Source organism: Klebsiella oxytoca NBRC 105695 (genome assembly GCF_001598695.1).
GTDB lineage: Bacteria > Pseudomonadota > Gammaproteobacteria > Enterobacterales > Enterobacteriaceae > Klebsiella > Klebsiella oxytoca.
On sequence record NZ_BCZK01000015.1, the window covers coordinates 48,636 to 66,680 of the forward strand.

Sequence of the window (18,045 nt, forward strand, 5' to 3'; positions counted from 1 at the left end):
GGTAAAGGTATCGGCTTCGTTGTTTATCAAGGAACGTTTTCACAGGACGGGCAGAGCGTTAGCCTACGCCCGGCACAATCATTTCCTCAGCTCACGGCGCCAGATACACCTGCGGAACGGCCGCATCGGGATGTTTGCCCGTGCTGACCTCCGCGCCGTACCAGCGGCTGATAATCGGCTGCTGGATCACCTCCTGCGGCGTGCCCTGAGCCACCAGTTTCCCCTGATGCAGCAGCAGAATCCGATCGGCCCATAGCGCTGCGAGGTTCAGATCGTGCAGTACCACGCAGACGTGCAGGCGGCGGCTGCGGGTCAGGCGTTTGAGCAGGCGCAGCAGGTGCTGCTGGTAATAGAGATCCAGCGCCGAAGTGGGTTCATCAAGGAACAGCCAGCCCTCGGGGGCGCCGTCGCGCCAAAGCTGCGCCAGGCAGCGGGCCAGCTGCACCCGCTGCTGCTCGCCGCCGGAGAGGGTAGGGTAGCGTCTTCCGGCCAGATGATCGCACCCGGTCTCTTTCATTACCTGGCAGATCATCTCCTGGTTTATCGCGCCGCCCCACGGCGAGCGCCCCATAGCGATAATCGTTTCTATCGGCCAGTCTGCGTGCAACTGGGTGCGTTGCAGCATCACCGCCCGGCGGCGCGAAAGCGTTTCTGCCGACCAGCTCTCCAGCGGTCGGCCTTCCACCACCCGTTGGCCCTCGTCGGGCGTTAAATAACCGGTCAACAGGCGCAGCAGGGTCGATTTACCGGCGCCGTTGGGGCCAATCAATGCCGTCATCTCGCCGCCGTAAAGCTGGAGCGAAACATCATGAATAATCTGCCGGTTACTCAGACGCAGCGAAAGCGAACGCGCGCTATAGCGGTTATCCATGAGCCCCTTTCTCCCGACGAAAAATCAGCCACAGAAACCACGGCGCGCCGAGTACGCTGGTCAACAGCCCGACCGGCATCTCCGCAGGAGCGGCAACGGTGCGCGCCAGCGTGTCGGCCAGCAGCAGCAACATTGCGCCGCACAGTAGCGAACCGGGGACCAGGCCGCGGTGGTCCGGCCCCAGCCACATCCGCATCAAATGCGGCACCACCAGTCCGATAAAACCGATAATGCCGCTGATGGCCACCGCCGACGCCACCAGCAATGCGCTGCACAGCAGCAGCAGCCGCTGCAGGGCGCGAACGTTGACGCCGAGATAGTGCGCCTCTTCATCGCCCAGCTGCAGCAGGTTGAGCCGCGAAGCCATCGCCCACACCACCAGCGAGGCCGGGATCATCAGCGTGGCGGCCACCAGCAGCGTCGACCATTCCGCTTGCCCGAGGCTGCCCATCCCCCAGAGGGAAAGCTGGCGCAGCTGGGTATCATTGCTGATCCACGAAAGTACCCCGACCAGCGCGCCGCACAGGGCATTAATGGCGATGCCGACCAGCAGCAGGCGCGAAAGCGAGGCGTCGCCCGCCCGGCTGAGAATAAAAATTACCACCATCACCGCCATACTGCCGATAAACGCCGCCAGCATCGGGGCGTACAGCGCCACGAGCGCCGGCACCGACAGGGGCAGTACCAGCCAGCAGGCGACCGCCAGCGCCGCGCCGCTACTAATGCCTAGCAGCCCGGGGTCGGCGAGAGGGTTGCGAAACAGCCCCTGCATCACGCAGCCGGAAAGCGCCAGCGCGGCGCCGACCAGCAGCGCCAGCAGCACTCGCGGCAAACGAATGGTCAGCCAGATACTCCTCAGGATTTCATCGCCGGAGGGCAACAGGCTGGCTAATGGCAGGCGCATTGCGCCCAGGGTCGTGGCGAGCAGCGTCAGGACAATCAGCAGCAGCGTCATTAACCACAGATGACGGGCAGGGTGGGTGCGCATCAGGGCAGATGCTCCGCTTTTTGCCGTAACGCGAGCACCGCCTGCGGGGTACGCGGGCCAAAGCCGAGCAGGGCCATATCATCTATCACCAGCACCTGCTTATTGCGCCCCGCTGGCGTCTGCGCCAGTCCCGGCAGTTTCCAGAGCCCGGCTTCGCCGCCCATGCCTTTCAGCCCATCGGCGGAGATCACCACCAGGTCCGGTTTACTGGCGATAACGCCCTCCTGCGACATGCTGCGATAATGGTCGAAGCTTTGCATGGCATTCTCTAACCCGGCCGCCCTGATTGCCCCATCCGCTGCGGTTTGTTTCCCGGCCACCATGGTATTCATGCCGCCGTGGCTGAGGATAAACAGCACCCGCTTGTTTACAGGCTGGGAAGGAATTTGCGCGATCTGCTGAAGAAGCTTGTGGCGCAGAGCTTTTCCTTCGCTCTGCTTACCGAGGGCGTCGGCAATCACGTCAATTTTTGCTTCGATTGCCGGAAGGTCGTAGCCGCCCGGCACGTTGACGACCTTAACCTTATTCTCTGCCACCTTTTTCAGCACCAGCGAGGGCTGCGCCTGGGCGCTGGCCAGCACCAGCGTCGGGCGCAGGGAGAGGATGCCCTCGGCATTCAGCTGGCGGATATAACCCACATCCGGCAGGCTCTGCGCGGCGGCAGGCCAGGTGCTGGTGCTGTCTTTCGCCACCAGCTGCCGCTGGGCGTTGAGGGCGTAAACCACCTCCGTGACGTCGCCGCCGAGTGACACAATGCGCTCGGCGGCGGCGCTGGCCAACAGCGGGAGCGCCGCAAGCAATATCAGCCAGCGCTTCATGCGATGAGTCCTTCGGTAGTCAAACGATCGACCTGCGCACGCCACTGCGTCTGCTCCGGATGGCCTTCGCTGCGTTGACCGAACAGCTGTGCGATCTGCGTGCCGTCTTTGGCGAACAGCTCGACGCTGGTGACGTGGCCGTCAGAGGTCGGTTTGCGGGTCACCCAGATTTCATCCACGCTCTCCTCGCGCAGATGCAGGGTAAAAGCGGTGTTGAAGATATTCAGCCAGCCGCGCATCGGAGCGACTTTTTCCAGCGCGCCGGTGAAGATCTGCACGCAGCCGCGGTTGCCGACAAAAATCATGATCTCGTTGCCGTCCTGGCGGATGGTTTCCAGCAGGCCCGGCAGCGTCTGGTTGTCAATGCGGCAGGCGAGGTCGTCGCTGACCAGGCGGAAAGCCTGCTGGCGCGACAGGTTATATTTTCTCAGCAGGCCGAAGAACTGGTGGACGTCGGTCATGGCGCGCCATTCGTTTTCCAGCGCCTCGCCGTCGGCGGAGTCGGCAAATTTCAGCGGATCGGCCTGGCGAATCGCCAGCGGGTCAGGCGATTGCTGCGTCTGCGCGACAATCAGCGCATCCCAGGCCGCCATGTCGGTATTTTCAGTGGTGTAAACCTTGAGCAGCGCGTCGCCGTGCGGATCAAAGAACTGGATGCTCTGGCGGCCGTTGTCGTTCAGGCGAAAAGCGCTGGCCCACTGGCTCAGAAACAGGCGCAGGTCGAGGGCGCGCGGATTGAGCACCAGTCCGGCGTGGCCGCTTAAATGCTGATGGGTAAATTCGCCGACCTGTTCATGCACCGCGTATTCGTTGCGACAGATGCATTTGGTTTCCCCCACGGCTTCCAGTGCCGTCAGGATGGCGCGGGCGTCGTTCTGCAGACGTACGGCGTCGTAGCCCAGGCGGGCTTCGGTCAGCTCCGCTTCGCTAATCCCCATTTCGGCAGCGATATCGCGGGCGTATTTCGCGGAAGATTGCGCTTTCGTGGTCAGGTAGCGTTGCCACAGCGGGGCATGTTGCGGTTGGGTGTTTTGCATAATTCACATCCTTCTCTACGATGAGTTTCCCCGGCGCGCGGCCGGGGAGCAGGTTTCTTATTATTGGCCGGTCAGAAATCGACGTTCACGCCCAACTGCCAGGTACGGCCAGGCATCACCGCCAGCGCTCTGTCGTTGGCGTCCTGATTCGTCGCCGTTTCGATATTGCGGCTGCTCAGATAATCCCAGTATTTACGATCGGTAATGTTGTAAACGCCGCCGTTCAGGCGCACGTTCTTCGCGACCTGCCAGTACGCGGTCCAGTCCAGCATGCCGTAGCCCGGAACGCGCATATATTCGTTGGTCGAATCGGTAATGGCGGAACCGGTGTTGGTATAGCTTTCACGGTTGGTGGCGGTGGCGCGCTTGCCCTTAACAAAGGTGGCGGTCAGCGCGGTGCCGTACACTTTTGCCGGATCGTCCCACGCCACGCCGACGATAGCCTTCATTGGCGCGACGCTATCGAGGTCAACGTACTTGTCGCCGCTGTAGCTGGATTTCGATTGCCCCTCGCTATAGCCGTAAGCGAGAGTGGCGCTCAGGCCGTTAACCTCTTCAAACCAGGTGCCAAAGTTGAATTTAGCGCTGATTTCGCCGCCGTAGATATAGGCTTTATCGCGGTTTTCCGCCTGGTAAATGGTGTAGATGTTCGACGGAACGCTGGCGAACTGCAGCGGGTTATTGGCGCGGGTGTAGCGGGTATAGGCGATAAAGTTCTTATAGGTGTTATAGAACAGCGCGGTGCGCATGGTGATGCCTTCCGTCACTTCGCCTTTCATCCCCCACTCAACGTTATCGCTGGTTTCGGTTTTCAAATCGGTGTTGCCGATCAGCGCATACTGGGCGCGTCCGGCGTAGCTGGAGCCGAGGTTCCAGGAACCGTACAGCTGGCTGGCGTTAGGGAACTGCGCGCCGCGCTGATACTGCAGATAAGTCATCAGGCGCGGAGTGATATCGTACTGCAAGACCAGCGACGGCAGCGCCTGAGTATCAGCGTTCTTACCGTACAGATTTGACACGTCGGAACCGGTCAGTACGCTGCTGTTGTTGGCCAAATCGGAGACGTTTTCCGGTTTGGTCGACTGATGCATCACACGAATGCCCGGGATCACCGCGAAGTTATGGCCGTCGAGATCGAAGTTAATTTTGTCCTGCAGGAAGCCCGCAACGATATAGCCGCGGCTATCGGCGTCCGGCTGCATAATCTGGCTATAAGCGCTTGGGGTTGGCGACTGGGTTAACGGCCGCTGGGTTTTCGTCGTGCTGGCGTTAAAACCGGCGCTCAGATCGTGGCGGCCAATTGATTTTGCCAGCGCGCTCTGAATACCCCAGGTGTCGGTGTCATAGTCGGAGCTCACCGTTTGCATCGCACGGGTGATGCTGTCCGGCATATAGGTCCAGTCGTGGGCCTCGGTATGCTGGTAGTAGACTTTAGTCGATACGCTGTCGATATAATCATTCATCGGCGTCCAGTCATCTTTCAGGCTCAGGCCCCAGCGACGGGTCTGACTGGTCTGGTTTGACGTGCCGATAACGCTGTTGCCGCTGGAGTCCCAGGCGTCGTAATGGGTGTGGTTCGTTTTATGGTAATAATCGAAGGTGCTGGTGAACTTATGCTCGTCATTGGGCTGCCAGATCCCGGAGGCCATAAAGGCGTCCGAGTGCCAGTTTGCCGGATAGGAATCAACGGTCCCGCTGTTATTTTCCGTCTCCTGACCGTCGCGACGGCTGTAGACGAAGATCCCGCGCAGGGTCTCGTCGCCGCCGGCAACGGTGACGCCGTTGTGCCAGCTGCGATCGGATGAGTCGTAGCCGCTGCGGTAGCCGAAGGCGCTGGTTTTGCCCGGATGCAGATAGTCATCCGCAGATTTCGGACGGAAAGAGACGTTGCCGCCGATGGCGCTGTTGGCGGTTTCTGTTGATGTCGCCCCGGACTGAATATCAATGCTGCCGTACATATAGGGGTCAATATAGTCGCGACCCATACCGAAGGTATTGAGGCCCGCGCGGCTGGCGTAGCTGCGTCCGGTGGCGTTCGGCTGGGCAATGCCGTCGACGTCGATCCCGACGCGGTTGCTCTCCATGCCGCGAATATTGTAGCCGGTATAGCCGCCGCGGTCGAAGCCGCTTTTGCCGTTGCCGGAACCGCCGCTGGCGCCGGTGGCGCTAATCAGCGGCTCGTAGCGCATGATCGAGCCAAAGTCGTTGGCCCCTTTATCCTGCAGCTCCTGAGCGCTGATCGAATGTTCGCTGCCCGCTTTCAGCAACGGCGCCGGCGCGGTAACGGTCATCCGTTCCGAGCTGTCATCAGTCGATGCGCTGCTGGTGGTTTTCGCGGTGGTATCAGCCGCCCCGGCGGAAGTCTGATAAATTGCTGTAAGCAAAGAAGTCACCAGCAGGCTTTTCTTGAACCATGCTGTTGATTGAGTGGAGTTATACATAGTAGCCACGCCTTAATCATTATTAGTATTGGCTCACGCGTTACTTCCAGAGTGCAGGTGTGTCCCGTTATTCCGTTACTGGACGTTTTTTCTCCATGCTTGTTGATTGCGAATGGTAATGATAGGTATTATCGTTTGCAACAAAATAATCATGTATTCTTCAATTAATCTGCAAGTTGTTTACAATTTGCCCTTTTACTGACAGCGAGAAGCCGATGAGCCACAAAGCCGCGATTACCATTACCTACTGTTCGCAGTGCAACTGGATGCTGCGCGCCAGCTGGATGGCCCAGGAGCTGCTGCACAGCTTTAGCACCGACATCGCTTCGGTCACGCTGGTGCCGGGGACCGGCGGGATCTTCGTGGTCGCCGTTGATGATGTGCAAATCTGGGAGCGCAAGCAGGACGGAGGTTTCCCCGATGCGGCGGAGCTCAAGCGCCGGGTACGCGATGTATGCTTCCCGGAAAAACCGCTGGGGCACCTGGACAAGCCGGCATAATCCTCAGGGAGTATGGGGCTGCATCGCCCTCTCTGAATGTGTATTATGAATACATCTTTTTCGGGAGGAACAGGCGATGGCGGGCAAACGTATTGCGCGGGAAAAAAAGACCATTAGCAGCATGATCGCGCTCTACCAGCGCCGCTGCCCGGAGGCCCGTGACGATACCGAACACTATCAGGCGCTCAACGCCTATGCCGACAAGCGGCTGGATAGGTGCGTATTTGGCGAAGAAAAGCCGGCCTGCAAGCAGTGCCCGGTGCACTGCTATCAGCCCGCGAAACGCGAAGAGATGAAGCAGATTATGCGCTGGGCGGGGCCGAGGATGCTCTGGCGGCATCCGATCCTGACGATTCGCCACCTGATCGATGATAAACGCCCGGTGCCGGAGTTACCGGAAAAGTATCGACCCAAAAAGCCGCAATAAACTCCCCGGCTTGCGCTGCGCTTAGCCGGGCTACAATTCGTGCGGTCTGTAGCCCGGATAAGGCGTCAGCCGCGATCCGGGGCCTCGCTGGCCTAAAAAATGGCGAATTTTCCCCGGAGGCGATGCTGCGCATCTGTCCGGGCTACGTCCTACGGGAGAGGTAGGCCGGATAAGGCGTCAGCCGCGATCCGGGGCCTCGCCGGAACGGGCTGTGGTCTGACTATCGCGAACCGACGTCCAGACAAACGCGATAACGAACAGGACGGTAAACAGCACCACAATGGTCGGCGCCGGGGCGCTGTCGAGATAAAACGACAGCCACACGCCGCCCAGCGAACAGCTTAACGCTATCGCCACCGCCAGCAGCAGGGCGCTGACAAAACGTCGCGTCAGCAGCAGAGCGATCGCCCCCGGCGCTATCAGCAGCGAAATCGACAAAATGATCCCCACCGCTTTCAGCGTCGCCACGATGGTCAGCGCAATCATGCACAGTAGCCCATAATGCAGCAGCCCGCAGTGCAATCCGCTGGCCTTCGCTTGCTGCGGGTCAAAGGCGTGCAGCAGAAAATCACGCCACTTAAACCCGATAATCAGTGCTATTCCCAGTGCGATCAGCGACGTTTGCGCAATATCGCCGGCGCAAATTCCCAGCATATCGCCAAACAGAATATGATCGAGATGCACCTCCGACTGAATCGACACGTACAGCACCAGGCCCGCGCCAAACATCCCGGAAAACACGATGCCCATGATCGTATCGCGTTTAATGCGGCTGTTATCGTCGAGATAGCCGGTGGCGATGGCGCAGAATAACCCGGCGATAAACGCGCCGATGGCGAAGGGGATACCGAGGATATACGCTACCACTACCCCCGGAAAAATCGCGTGGCTCATGGCATCGCCCATCAGCGCCCAGCCTTTGAGCACCAAAAAGACCGACAGCAGCGCGCAGGGAACGGCAACGATCGTCGACACCAGCATGGCGTTGACCATAAAGGAGAACTGAAAAGGTTCAAGCAGCGCGCTCAGCATGAGGCCTCCCTGGCGCGGCGACGGCTGGCGAGCAGGCCGTGCTTCGGCGCGAAAACAAAAGCGGCTAAAAACAGCAGCGTCTGGGCGACGACGATAATCCCGCCGGTCGCCCCGTCCAGATAGTAGCTCAGCCAGGCGCCGAAAAAGCTGGTCAGGCTGCCAATCGCAACGGCAATCGCCAGCAAGCGCGGGAAGCGATCGGTCAACAGCCAGGCGGTGGCACCGGGCGTCACTACCAGACAAATCACCAGAAACGCGCCGACGGTTTGCAGCGCCGCCACGGTACAGGCCGCCAGCAGGGTAAAGAACAGCAGCTTTAACCCGCTGGTGTTGAGGCCAATCGAACGAGCGTGGCTTTCATCGAAAAAGGTCACCATCAGGTCTTTCCACTTCAGCAGCAGAATCGCCATCGAAATAAAGCCAATCGCCGCCAGCTGAATAATATCCTCCGGGGCAATTGCCAGAATATTGCCGAGAATAATGGTCTGGATATTCACCGAGGTCGGATTCAGCGACATCATAAACAGGCCAATACCGAAAAAAGAGGAGAAGATCAGGCCGATAATCGCGTCTTCCTTCAGCTTCGAGCGCTGGTTAAGAAACAGCATGCTGCCCGCGGCCAGCCCGCCGGAAAGAAACGCCCCCAGCGCAAAGGGCAGACCGAGCATATAAGCGCCCGCCACGCCGGGGACAATGGAGTGGGAGAGGGCGTCGCCAATCAGCGACCAGCCTTTGAGCATCAAGTAGCAAGAGAGAAATGCGCACACCCCGCCTACCAGGGCCGAAACCCACATCGCATTCAGCATATAGTGATAACTAAACGGCTCCAGCAGCCAGCTCATCTTTCGCCCCCCGCCGCCCGGCGGCTGATAAATGGCCGCTCATCGTCGGTAATAATCCGCTCTTCCGCGCCGCTCAGCACCACGTGGCGCAGCACGCCGCTAAACGCCAGCTCGAGGTTTTCAGCGGTAAAGGTGCTTTCCGTCGGGCCGCTGGCCAGCACGGTACCTTTGACCATCACCGTGTAGTCGCAGAATTCGCTTACCGAACCGAGGTTGTGAGTGGAAACCAGCATGGTGCAGCCTTCGTCGCGCAATTCCCGCAGCAGCTCGATGATGCGCGCTTCGGTCTGCACGTCGACGCCGGTAAAGGGTTCATCCAGCAGGATGACTTTTCCCTGCTGAGCGATAGCGCGGGCCAGAAAGACGCGTTTTTTCTGGCCGCCGGAGAGTTCGCCGATCTGACGATGGCGGTACTCGCTCATGCCGACCCGCGCCAGGGCGGCGTCGACAATCTCATGGTCACGCGGTTTGGCCCGCCGTAGCCAGCCCATATGGCCGTAGCGCCCCATCATTACCACATCCTCCACCAGTACCGGGAAGGACCAGTCCACCTCTTCCGCCTGCGGAACGTAGGCGACGAGATTCTGCCGCAGAGCGCGATTAACCGGCTGACCGAGAATCGCAATATCGCCCTTTCCGACGCGCACAAAGCCCATCAGCGCTTTAAACAGCGTCGATTTTCCCGAGCCGTTCACGCCGACCAGCGCGGCGATAGAGCTGCGCGGGACGCAGAACGAGGCATCGCGCAGCGCGGTGTGGCCGTTGCGGTAGGTGACGCTGACGTTGTTGACCGCGAGGCCCGGCTGCTCATGGCTCATGCCTGTTTCCTTAGTCCGTCGTTGATGCCCTGGACGATGGTTTGGGTCGTAACGCGCAGCAGGTCGAGGTAGGTCGGCACCGGGCCATCGGCGGTACTCAGGGAGTCGACGTACAGGACGCCGCCGTAGTGGGCGCCGGCTTCCCGGGCCACCTGACGCGCCGGTTTATCGGAAATGGTGCTTTCGCTAAAAATGGTCGGGATGCGCTCTTTCTTCATGGTGTCGATGGTTTTGCGCACCTGCTGCGGGGTACCCTGCTGGTCGGCGTTGATCGGCCACAGATAGCGCTCCTGCAGGCCGTTATCGCGGGCCAGGTAAGAAAACGCGCCCTCGCTGGTCACCAGCCAGCGCTTATCCTGCGGCAGCTTCGCCAGTTCCGCCTTCAGCGGCGCCATGGTCTGACGGATCTTCTCTTTGTATGCTTCGGCGTTGTGGCGATAGGCGTTGGCGTTTGCAGGATCGTATTTCACCAGCGCGTCGCGAATATTATCGACATAGATCAGCGCGTTGTCCGCCGACATCCACGCGTGCGGGTTGGGTTTGCCGTTATACGGCCCTTCGCTGATGCCCATCGGCTGAATGCCGTTACTGACCACCACTTCCGGTACGCCGTTTAAGTGCTGATAGAAGCGGGCGAACCACAGTTCAAGATTCAGGCCGTTGGCGAGGATGAGCTGCGCGCCCTGCGCGCGTTTGATATCCCCGGGGGTCGGCTGATATTCATGGATCTCGGCCCCCGGTTTGGTGATGGAGCTGACGTCGGCGGCGTCGCCCGCGACGTTTTGCGCCATGTCGGCGATCACCGTGAAGGTGGTAATCACTTTAAATTTCTCTTTGGCCTGGACGGGGGCGACGGCCAGCAGCGCCAGAGTCGCGGCAAACATCAGATGCTTCAAAGGTGGCAGGTGCAGCATAAGGTCCCTCACAACGTTGCGGTTAATTAATCATCATTTATAGCCATTGCTATGTTATATAGCATAAGCTATTTATAAATGAAAATAATTCTTATTTAGATGTGAGGCGAATGATTAGCGTTGAAACCAGCGGCGCGTGCGGAAAAGGCCCGGCCAAAGGGCCGGGCGCTAAAATCAGGAGAGATCGGCCACCGACTGGCGGGGGATCAGGCGGCCCGCCAGCGTGCGCCCTTCGGGAGAGAAGGCGGGGCGCTCGTCAATCAGGTTGCGGATACGCTGCAGGCAGTTCTCCATCAGCTGCTCCAGCGGCCAGGAGATACAGGTCAGCGGCGGATTCAGCAGCGAGGCGAGGGGAGAATCCTCCAGGCTCAGCAGCGAAACCTCCTGCGGTACGGCGATGTTGAATTCGCGCAGCAGGCGCATCGCTTCGGCGGCGTAGCGGTCGCGTTTCACGATAATCACCGAGTATTTGCTGAAGCTGTTGATCAGCGTCAGCAGCGCCTGTTCAACGTTGTCGTTGGCCGCCAGCATCAGCTGCCGGTTAAAAGGGATGGAGTAGTTTTGCAGGACGTTGCGATAGCCTTCGAGCATCTGGCGGCTGGCGTCATCGCTGTCGCTATCAATAAGCAGAGCGATATTGCGATGGCCTTTGCCGATCACGTAGCGGCAGGCGCTTTCGGTAGCAAAAGCGTAGTCATAGCCCTGATTATTGACCCCGGCAATGCTGAAACGGTCAAAAGAGATCACGTTGCGCGGCGCATCCGCCGGGACGGCGCCGAGTACCACTACCGCCACGCACTGACGCTGTAGATCATCGACGACCGCCGCCTGTTCCGCCGCATCCGTGACGTACTGAACAATCAGGTTCTTATTCAGCCCCTTCAGCGCTAATGAAAGCATCGGCAGCAGGCGCGCGCCGCTGCTTTCATCGTTTGCCGGGATCACCAGCCCCACGTGATTGGATGTTTGACTGGCGAGGTTTTGCGCGGCAAAGCTCGGGCGGTAGTTAAGTTCTTCTACCGCGCGCAGCACCGCTTCCCGGCTCTCTTCGCGCACGCCCCGGGTGCCGGTCAGCACGCGGGATACCGTCGCTCGGGAGACATTCGCTAATCTTGAAACATCATCAATGGTTGGCATGGCTTTTTCTGTGTGAATATTTTCGCCTAGCTTAGCATACCTGCTGAAAAAAGTGTCTACCGGCGGGGGCCTTCAGCAGCGGCCAGAACCGGCAGCCAGGCCGCGCCGCGCACGCCGCTGGCGTCGCCGAAGCGCGCCTTTTTGATCTGCGTTCGGCAGCTGTCGGAAAAGAGATACGGGACGATGGCCGACGGCAGCTGCTCGTAGATTTGCCCGACGTTGGAGAGCCCGCCGCCCAACACAATCACCTGCGGATCGAGGATATTGATTACCGAGGCCAGGCTGCGGGCGAAAGCGTCAATAAAATGCCACCAGTGGGCCAGCGCCTGCGGTTCGCCGTTTTGCGCGGCGGCGATAATCGCTTCCGCAGGCGCCTGTTCGCCGTAGCGGCGGGCAAAGCCGGTACCGGAGATAAAGCTTTCGATGCAGTTCTCTTTGCCACAGTAGCAGGGCTGCGCCGGACCGTCGCGCTCGGGGCAATAGCCCGGCAGAGGATTGTGTCCCCACTCGCCAACGATGGCGTTAGGCCCGCTGAGTAGCCGTTGGTTCACCGCGATGCCGCCGCCGCAGCCGGTACCGATAATAACGCCGAATACGGTCGTTGCCCCTGCGCCCGCGCCGTCCACCGCTTCAGAGAGGGTGAAGCAGTCGGCATCGTTCGCCATCCATACCGGTTGACCAAGTTCCCGCATCAGGTCATGACGCAGGTCGTGGCCGTTGAGCACCAGACAGTTACAGTTTTTAATCAGGCCGCTTTGCGGGTCGATAGCCCCCGGTAGGCCGATGCCGATAGTAAACGGCCGTTCGCTCCAGTCGCTGACGGTCGCAATCAGCCCGAGCAGCTGCTGCATAAACGCCTGATAGCTCTCTTTATGCGTCGGACGGCGCTGGCGATAGACGCATTCGCCCGCCGCGTTGAGCAGGACGGCTTCCATTTTGGTGCCGCCAATGTCTAAACCCAGATGTAGCATAGTTATCCTTAATCGTGGTCGACGGTTTCCCGGGCCGCGACGTTATCCGCGATGCCAGCCGGTTTTCTCCGGGAGGGCGCTACGCGTGCAGTCCGGGTAGCCCGGCTAAGCGCAGCGCGAGCCGGGAAGTCAGCCAGGTGACATGAGCATTTACCGTTTTCCCGGGTTGCGGCGTCAACGCCTTACCCGGGCTACGTCATCCGCGATGCAGGCCGATTTTCTTCTCTCCCCTGGAGAGGGGAGCCCTACGCGTGCAGCGGCCGCGAGCGGTAAATGGCGATCAGTTCGCCGATCAGCTCTTTCGCCAGAATCGAGGTCATCAGATGATCCTGAGCGTGAACCATCACCAGGGTCATTTTGGTTTTACCCTCGCCTTCGTCGGCTTCAATCAGCTGGGTCTGTACCCGATGCGCTTCGCGGGCAAAATGCGCCGCTTCTTTCATTTTTTCGTCGGCGGCGGCGAAGTCCCCCGCTTTAGCGCAGCTCAGCGCTTCGTAGCACAGGCTGCGCGACTGCCCGGCGTTGATGATAATACCCATCACCTGTTCTTCTAATTCCATGACAAACCTCTGAATAGTATGAATTATGCGGACTGCGGCGCGCCTTCAGCCTGGGCGGCGGCGTTAGCGTGCTCCTGCTCCAGCAGCTGTTTTTCGTAGGCTTTGAGGAACGGCAGATACATCACCATCGCCGTCGCTATACAAATCAGGCACATGATCACCGGGCTAAAGCTCCAGTTTGCCGCCCAGGAGGCGCCGATAGGGGCTGGCGTTGTCCACGGCGTCATCGACACCACGCGGCTGACCAGGTCCAGCTTCAGCGCAAAGTAGGCCAGGGTCGCGTTGACCATCGGCACCAGCACGAACGGCAGGAAGAACAGCGGGTTCATGATGATCGGCGCGCCGAACAGAATCGGTTCGTTGATGTTAAATACGCCCGGCACCACGCCCATCCGGCCAATCGTCCGCAGATGCACGGCCTTGCTGCGCAGCAGCATCAGCGCCAGCGGCAGGGTGGAGCCGACGCCGCCGATCAGCAGATAGTGATCCCAGAAGCCCTGGACATAGATATGTGGAATCGCGGTCCCTGCGGCCATCGCCGCCTGGTTGATCGACAGATTCGCCATCCAGAACGGATTCATAATCCCGGTGACGATCAGCGCCCCGTGAATGCCGGCAAACCACAGCACCTGGCACACCAGTACCGACAGCAGGATCGCCGGTAGGGTATCGGACGCCGCCACCAGCGGTTTCACCAGCGACATGATCGCTTCCGGAATGATCATGCCCAGCTGCGCTTCGATAAACAGGTTCAGCGGATGCAGCGTCAGCACGATCGCCAGCACCGGGATCAGGATCTCGAACGAGCGCGCCACGCCCGCCGGAACTTCAGGCGGTAGACGGATCGTAATGTTGTGGCGTTTGAGAAAGGCGTACAGCTCGGTAGAGTAAATCGCCACCAGAATTGCGGTAAAGATCCCCTGGCCGGAGAAGTAGGCGGTAGAGATCTGGCCATCTTTCAGCGGCGCGGCCACCAGCAGAAACGACATCAGCGACAGCATCCCGGCGGTCAGCGAGTCCAGGTTATGGTGCTTCGCCAGGCTGGCGGCGATCCCGACGGCGATAAACAGCGTCATCACCCCCATGCTGAAGTTAAACGGCAGCATCAGCGCATCGCGATGATCGAGCGAAAATTGCAGCCAGGCGCGGGCAAAGCCCCACGTCGTATCCGGGGAGAACGGGGGGAAGATAAACACCAGCAAAAACGAGCCAACGATCATAAAGGGCAGGGCGGTAATGAAACCGTCGCGGATGGAGGTGACGTATTTTTGCTGGCCGATCGCCCCCGCCATAGGCGTGATCTTCTGTTCAATCACGGCGATCAGCTTCGCGTACAGAGAGCTCATGATCTTTCCTTAGTTTTTGTTATCGATAAGGGAAAGCGCGAAATCCAGCACGGCGCCGCCTTTCTGCATGCCGTAATCCATCATGTTGATGGGTTCCACGCGGATCCCGTATTTATCAGCCTGTTTTTGCAGATCTTTCTGCATGTATTTCACCTGCGGCCCCAGCAGGACCACCTGGTAATGGCCGGCCTGTTGATCGAACTCCGCGACGCCAAAGGCGTTGATCTCTACCGGCAACCCGCGCTGCTCGGCCTCGGCGATCATTTTTTTCACCAGCAGGCTGGTGGACATGCCCGCGGAACAGCACAACATTATCTTTTTCATATATCGCTCCTGATGAGTGGGATGCGCCGACTATAGTCACAATGGATATAAAACGGAAAGCGCTTTCCGTTTGTGGATTTATTTATTGTGACCACGATCACCTATGACGGGCTTTTACTTTACACAGGAGTGCGCGATCATCCTGGCGACTACTCTCTTCTGAAAGGCAGGATTATGAACATTCAGTTAATGAATGTTGCCGTCGATATCATCGAGCAGCGGCTGGCGCCGCTGGCCAACGTTCTGACGCGCAATAACCACATTACGGCGATGCGCGACAGCTTTGCGCTGGCGATGCCGTTTGTGATCGTCGGAAGTTTGCTGGTGCCGATTTTGTTTCCGCCCGTTTCCATCGACGGCGCATCGGCTTTTGGCCAGTTCTATTTCCAGCTGCGGCCTATACTGCTGCCGACTTTTGAACTGACTATCGGGCTGGTGGCGCTGATTGTGGCCTTCGGCGCCAGCGCCAGTCTTGCCAAGCAGTACCGGCTACCGGAGCGGCTCTGCGGGCTGACCGGCTGCCTGGCGTTTTTGCTGTTTATCGGCTTTCGCGACAACGGCGCGACCAATATTTTTCTTGGCGGAATGGGGATTTTTACCGCGCTGATATCGAGTACTTACTCCATTGAAATTGTACGCTTTTTCTATAAGAAAGGCTGGTGCATCCGCCTGCCGGAAGAGGTACCGGTGATGACCCGTAACGGCTTTCAGCTACTGATTCCGCTGCTGGTGGTGATGCTCTCTATTAGCGTCATTAACGCGCTGCTGTTGCAAAGCACCGGGCGCATTTTACCGGAGCTGATTAGCGAAGCGGTGCGGCCGCTGGTGGTGGCCTCCGATACCCTAACCGCGGTCTTAATATCGTTATTTATCTGCAACCTGCTTTGGTTTGTCGGTATTCACGGCGCGCTAATTATCACCGGGATCATGAACCCGTTCTGGATGACCTATCTGTTTGAAAACCAGCAGGCGCTGGCCGCCGGTTCCGCCACGTTACCGCATATTTACCTGCAGGGATTCTGGGATTTCTACCTGTTAATCGGCGGTATCGGCTCGACCCTGCCGCTGGTTTTTATGGCGATGCGCAGCCGTTCCCGGCAGTTGAAAAGCGTCGGGAAAATTGGCCTGCTTCCCTCGCTGTTTAACATTAATGAGCCGATATTGTTCGGCTTTCCGATTATCATGAACCCGGTTTTTCTGCTGCCGTTTATTTTTGTGCCGCTGATAAATGCCTGTATCGCCTGGTATTTAACCCATTTGGGGATTCTCGACCGGGCGGTGGCGATGCTGCCGTGGTCGATGCCGGCGCCGCTCGGCGCGGCGTGGTCAGCCAACGGTAGCTGGAAAAACTTATGCATGTGCCTGTTCGCTATTTTTAACGCCTGGATGCTCTATCGCCCGTTCTTTAAGGTCTACGAACGCCAGCTTGCTGACGCTGAACGCTAAGCTTTTCGCCTGTCTGCCCCAGCCCGCCCTGCGCGGGCTTTTTTATTTCTGCCAGAATATGTGAACTCCATCACGAATATTTGCCCGCTATCGTTAAATTTGTGAACTCATCCGGCAATTACGGAAAGCGCTTTCCGTTTGTGGATGTACATTTCCTTTTTTGATCCGTAAATTTCCTCCCGTTCTCAGGCAGTGTTAATAAAAAAATAACCAAGGATAAAAAATGATCAGGCTAAATCATTCAATACCTCTGTCTTTACTTGCCCTTGCGGTGATGAGCGACTGCGCCAGCGCCGATCCGAAGTACGATTTTATGCTGCATGGCTATATCCGTTCAGGGATCCTTGCCAACGCCGACGGCAATCGCGCTGACTCCGTTGGCCTGATGCCGGACGGCAAGTGGCGTCTGGGCAACGAAGAAGATACCAAGATCGAACTGATCCCAACGGTGACGTTAACCTCGGACAGCGGCGTGGTAGCAAAAGTCCAGGCCAACATCACCCATCAGTCAAAATGTACCTCTGACTGGAACTGTCAGGACGACGACGGGCATGATGTGCAGTTCCGCGAAGGTTTTGCCGAACTGTCCAACCTCGACTTTGCCCCGGAGATGACCTTCTGGGCCGGTAAGCGCTACAGCAGCTCCAACACCTCCAGCCATCAGTTTGACTGGGAGTACATTCAGTACAACGGCACCGGCGGCGGCTTCGACAATATGGATCTTGGCTTCGCGCGCTTCGATGCCGGGGTTTACGCCTTCTCGCCGACGGACGAAACCAAAGCCTACCCGGTCGACAAAGGCGATCAGGGCTATCCGGATGACTACTCGCTCAACCTGTGGCTGAAAAAGATCGGCGGCACCGGCTTCGATCTTGAGCTGATTGGCCACCACATGAACCGCAACGAGAAGCACCCGACCTCGGCGGAAAAAGGCTACGGCGTGACCGGCGTTTACAACTTTGACGGCTTCTACGGCCTGACCGGCGGCTACTCTCGCGTGGTCTTCCAGTACGGACGCGGCCTGGCGGCGGGAGACTCGCTGGGTAAAAACGGCTGGGGCTGGGCAAACCTCGACGATACCCAGTCCTGGCGCGTGGTGCTGGATAACATGGCCTCGCTCGGCGACTGGGAAATCTCCACGTTTGCCTACTATCAGAAAGACAAAAACTACCGCTGGTGGACGGAAGACGCCGAAGGCTGGGGGCGCACCAGCTGGGTGGCGGGGATCCGCCCGTATCAGCAGATCACCAAAAACTTCGCCATGCAGTACGAGCTGGGCTACGAATATCTCGACGATAAAAACTACAAAGGCGTGGACGGCAAGGGCAAAGGCGGCCTGACTAAAGTGACCATCGCGCCGACCCTGACCTTTGATTCCGGCTTCTGGACGCGCCCGCAGTTGCGCTTCTTCGTCACTTACGCGAAGTGGGATAAGGGGGTGTCCGACGCGCTGGACGGCAACTACGACTGGAGCACCAATACCCTTTCCGCTGGTAGCTACTCGCGCAGCGGCGACACCGATACGCTGAACTTCGGCGTGCAGGCCGAAGTCTGGTTCTAAGGAGAGATACGA

At 58.8% G+C, this 18,045-nt stretch carries 18 protein-coding genes; 4 read left to right on the forward strand and 14 right to left on the reverse strand.

Translation table 11 applies throughout. The features are described from left to right. Positions 1-91 precede the first annotated feature (91 nt). The 5 genes from KO1_RS21920 to KO1_RS21940 form a co-directional block, all read right to left on the reverse strand. Positions 92-871, reverse strand: a complete 780-nt coding sequence (locus tag KO1_RS21920) for a heme ABC transporter ATP-binding protein (protein WP_023329979.1) — start codon at positions 869-871, stop codon at positions 92-94. Then, positions 864-1,859: a FecCD family ABC transporter permease gene (locus tag KO1_RS21925; protein ID WP_004104885.1), complete on the reverse strand. Its 996-nt coding sequence runs from the start codon at positions 1,857-1,859 to the stop codon at positions 864-866. Before KO1_RS21925 ends, KO1_RS21920 begins: the two co-directional genes overlap by 8 nt. Continuing rightward, positions 1,859-2,677: a heme/hemin ABC transporter substrate-binding protein gene (locus KO1_RS21930; RefSeq protein WP_004114781.1), complete on the reverse strand. Its 819-nt coding sequence runs from the start codon at positions 2,675-2,677 to the stop codon at positions 1,859-1,861. Before KO1_RS21930 ends, KO1_RS21925 begins: the two co-directional genes overlap by 1 nt. Continuing rightward, positions 2,674-3,714 (reverse strand): hemin-degrading factor, encoded by a 1,041-nt coding sequence (locus KO1_RS21935; RefSeq protein ID WP_024274615.1) that lies wholly within the window; start codon positions 3,712-3,714, stop codon positions 2,674-2,676. Before KO1_RS21935 ends, KO1_RS21930 begins: the two co-directional genes overlap by 4 nt. A 71-nt stretch (positions 3,715-3,785) precedes the next feature. Then, positions 3,786-6,155 carry a TonB-dependent receptor domain-containing protein gene (locus KO1_RS21940; RefSeq protein WP_017145501.1) on the reverse strand — a complete coding sequence of 790 codons (2,370 nt, stop codon included), beginning with the start codon at positions 6,153-6,155 and terminating at the stop codon, positions 3,786-3,788. Between the two features lie 215 nt (positions 6,156-6,370). Here KO1_RS21940 and KO1_RS21945 point away from each other — a divergent pair, with 215 nt between their 5' ends. Both KO1_RS21945 and KO1_RS21950 read left to right on the forward strand, forming a co-directional pair. Then, entirely contained in the window at positions 6,371-6,655 is a 285-nt protein-coding gene (locus KO1_RS21945) for an Rdx family protein (RefSeq protein WP_004104881.1), read from the forward strand. A gap of 76 nt (positions 6,656-6,731) precedes the next feature. Further along, positions 6,732-7,082, forward strand: a complete 351-nt coding sequence (locus KO1_RS21950) for a nitrous oxide-stimulated promoter family protein (RefSeq protein WP_004104880.1) — start codon at positions 6,732-6,734, stop codon at positions 7,080-7,082. Positions 7,083-7,259: 177 nt separating this feature from the next. Here KO1_RS21950 and sitD read toward each other — a convergent pair whose 3' ends face one another. The 9 genes from sitD to KO1_RS21995 all read right to left on the reverse strand — a co-directional run bounded on the left by sitD (position 7,260) and on the right by KO1_RS21995 (position 15,026). Then, positions 7,260-8,114 (reverse strand): iron/manganese ABC transporter permease subunit SitD, encoded by an 855-nt coding sequence (gene sitD / locus KO1_RS21955; RefSeq protein ID WP_024274613.1) that lies wholly within the window; start codon positions 8,112-8,114, stop codon positions 7,260-7,262. Further along, positions 8,108-8,956, reverse strand: coding sequence for an iron/manganese ABC transporter permease subunit SitC (gene sitC, locus KO1_RS21960; protein WP_024274612.1), 849 nt, complete (start codon positions 8,954-8,956; stop codon positions 8,108-8,110). The genes sitD and sitC overlap by 7 nt, the downstream gene beginning before the upstream one ends. Further along, positions 8,953-9,774, reverse strand: a complete 822-nt coding sequence (locus KO1_RS21965; RefSeq protein ID WP_004104877.1) for a manganese/iron ABC transporter ATP-binding protein — start codon at positions 9,772-9,774, stop codon at positions 8,953-8,955. Before KO1_RS21965 ends, sitC begins: the two co-directional genes overlap by 4 nt. Further along, positions 9,771-10,688: a metal ABC transporter substrate-binding protein gene (locus KO1_RS21970; RefSeq protein WP_024274611.1), complete on the reverse strand. Its 918-nt coding sequence runs from the start codon at positions 10,686-10,688 to the stop codon at positions 9,771-9,773. The genes KO1_RS21965 and KO1_RS21970 overlap by 4 nt, the downstream gene beginning before the upstream one ends. Before the next feature lie 174 nt (positions 10,689-10,862). Beyond that, positions 10,863-11,825 (reverse strand): LacI family DNA-binding transcriptional regulator, encoded by a 963-nt coding sequence (locus tag KO1_RS21975; RefSeq protein ID WP_004104875.1) that lies wholly within the window; start codon positions 11,823-11,825, stop codon positions 10,863-10,865. Between the two features lie 56 nt (positions 11,826-11,881). Further along, on the reverse strand, positions 11,882-12,796 hold the full coding sequence (locus tag KO1_RS21980) for an ROK family protein (protein WP_004114773.1): 915 nt from the start codon (positions 12,794-12,796) through the stop codon (positions 11,882-11,884). 245 nt (positions 12,797-13,041) lie between these two features. Then, entirely contained in the window at positions 13,042-13,356 is a 315-nt protein-coding gene (locus tag KO1_RS21985; protein ID WP_004104873.1) for a PTS lactose/cellobiose transporter subunit IIA, read from the reverse strand. A 23-nt stretch (positions 13,357-13,379) separates the two neighbouring features. Then, complete coding sequence (locus tag KO1_RS21990; RefSeq protein WP_016809475.1) at positions 13,380-14,702, reverse strand: PTS cellobiose transporter subunit IIC; 1,323 nt, start codon at positions 14,700-14,702, stop codon at positions 13,380-13,382. 9 nt (positions 14,703-14,711) lie between these two features. Then, positions 14,712-15,026, reverse strand: coding sequence for a PTS sugar transporter subunit IIB (locus KO1_RS21995; protein WP_024274610.1), 315 nt, complete (start codon positions 15,024-15,026; stop codon positions 14,712-14,714). A 174-nt stretch (positions 15,027-15,200) separates the two neighbouring features. Between KO1_RS21995 and KO1_RS22000 the strand changes: the two genes are divergently transcribed. Both KO1_RS22000 and KO1_RS22005 read left to right on the forward strand, forming a co-directional pair. After that, positions 15,201-16,472 carry a PTS cellobiose transporter subunit IIC gene (locus KO1_RS22000; RefSeq protein ID WP_016809474.1) on the forward strand — a complete coding sequence of 424 codons (1,272 nt, stop codon included), beginning with the start codon at positions 15,201-15,203 and terminating at the stop codon, positions 16,470-16,472. Positions 16,473-16,695: 223 nt separating this feature from the next. Continuing rightward, positions 16,696-18,033: a maltoporin gene (locus KO1_RS22005; protein WP_004104869.1), complete on the forward strand. Its 1,338-nt coding sequence runs from the start codon at positions 16,696-16,698 to the stop codon at positions 18,031-18,033. Positions 18,034-18,045 lie beyond the last annotated feature (12 nt).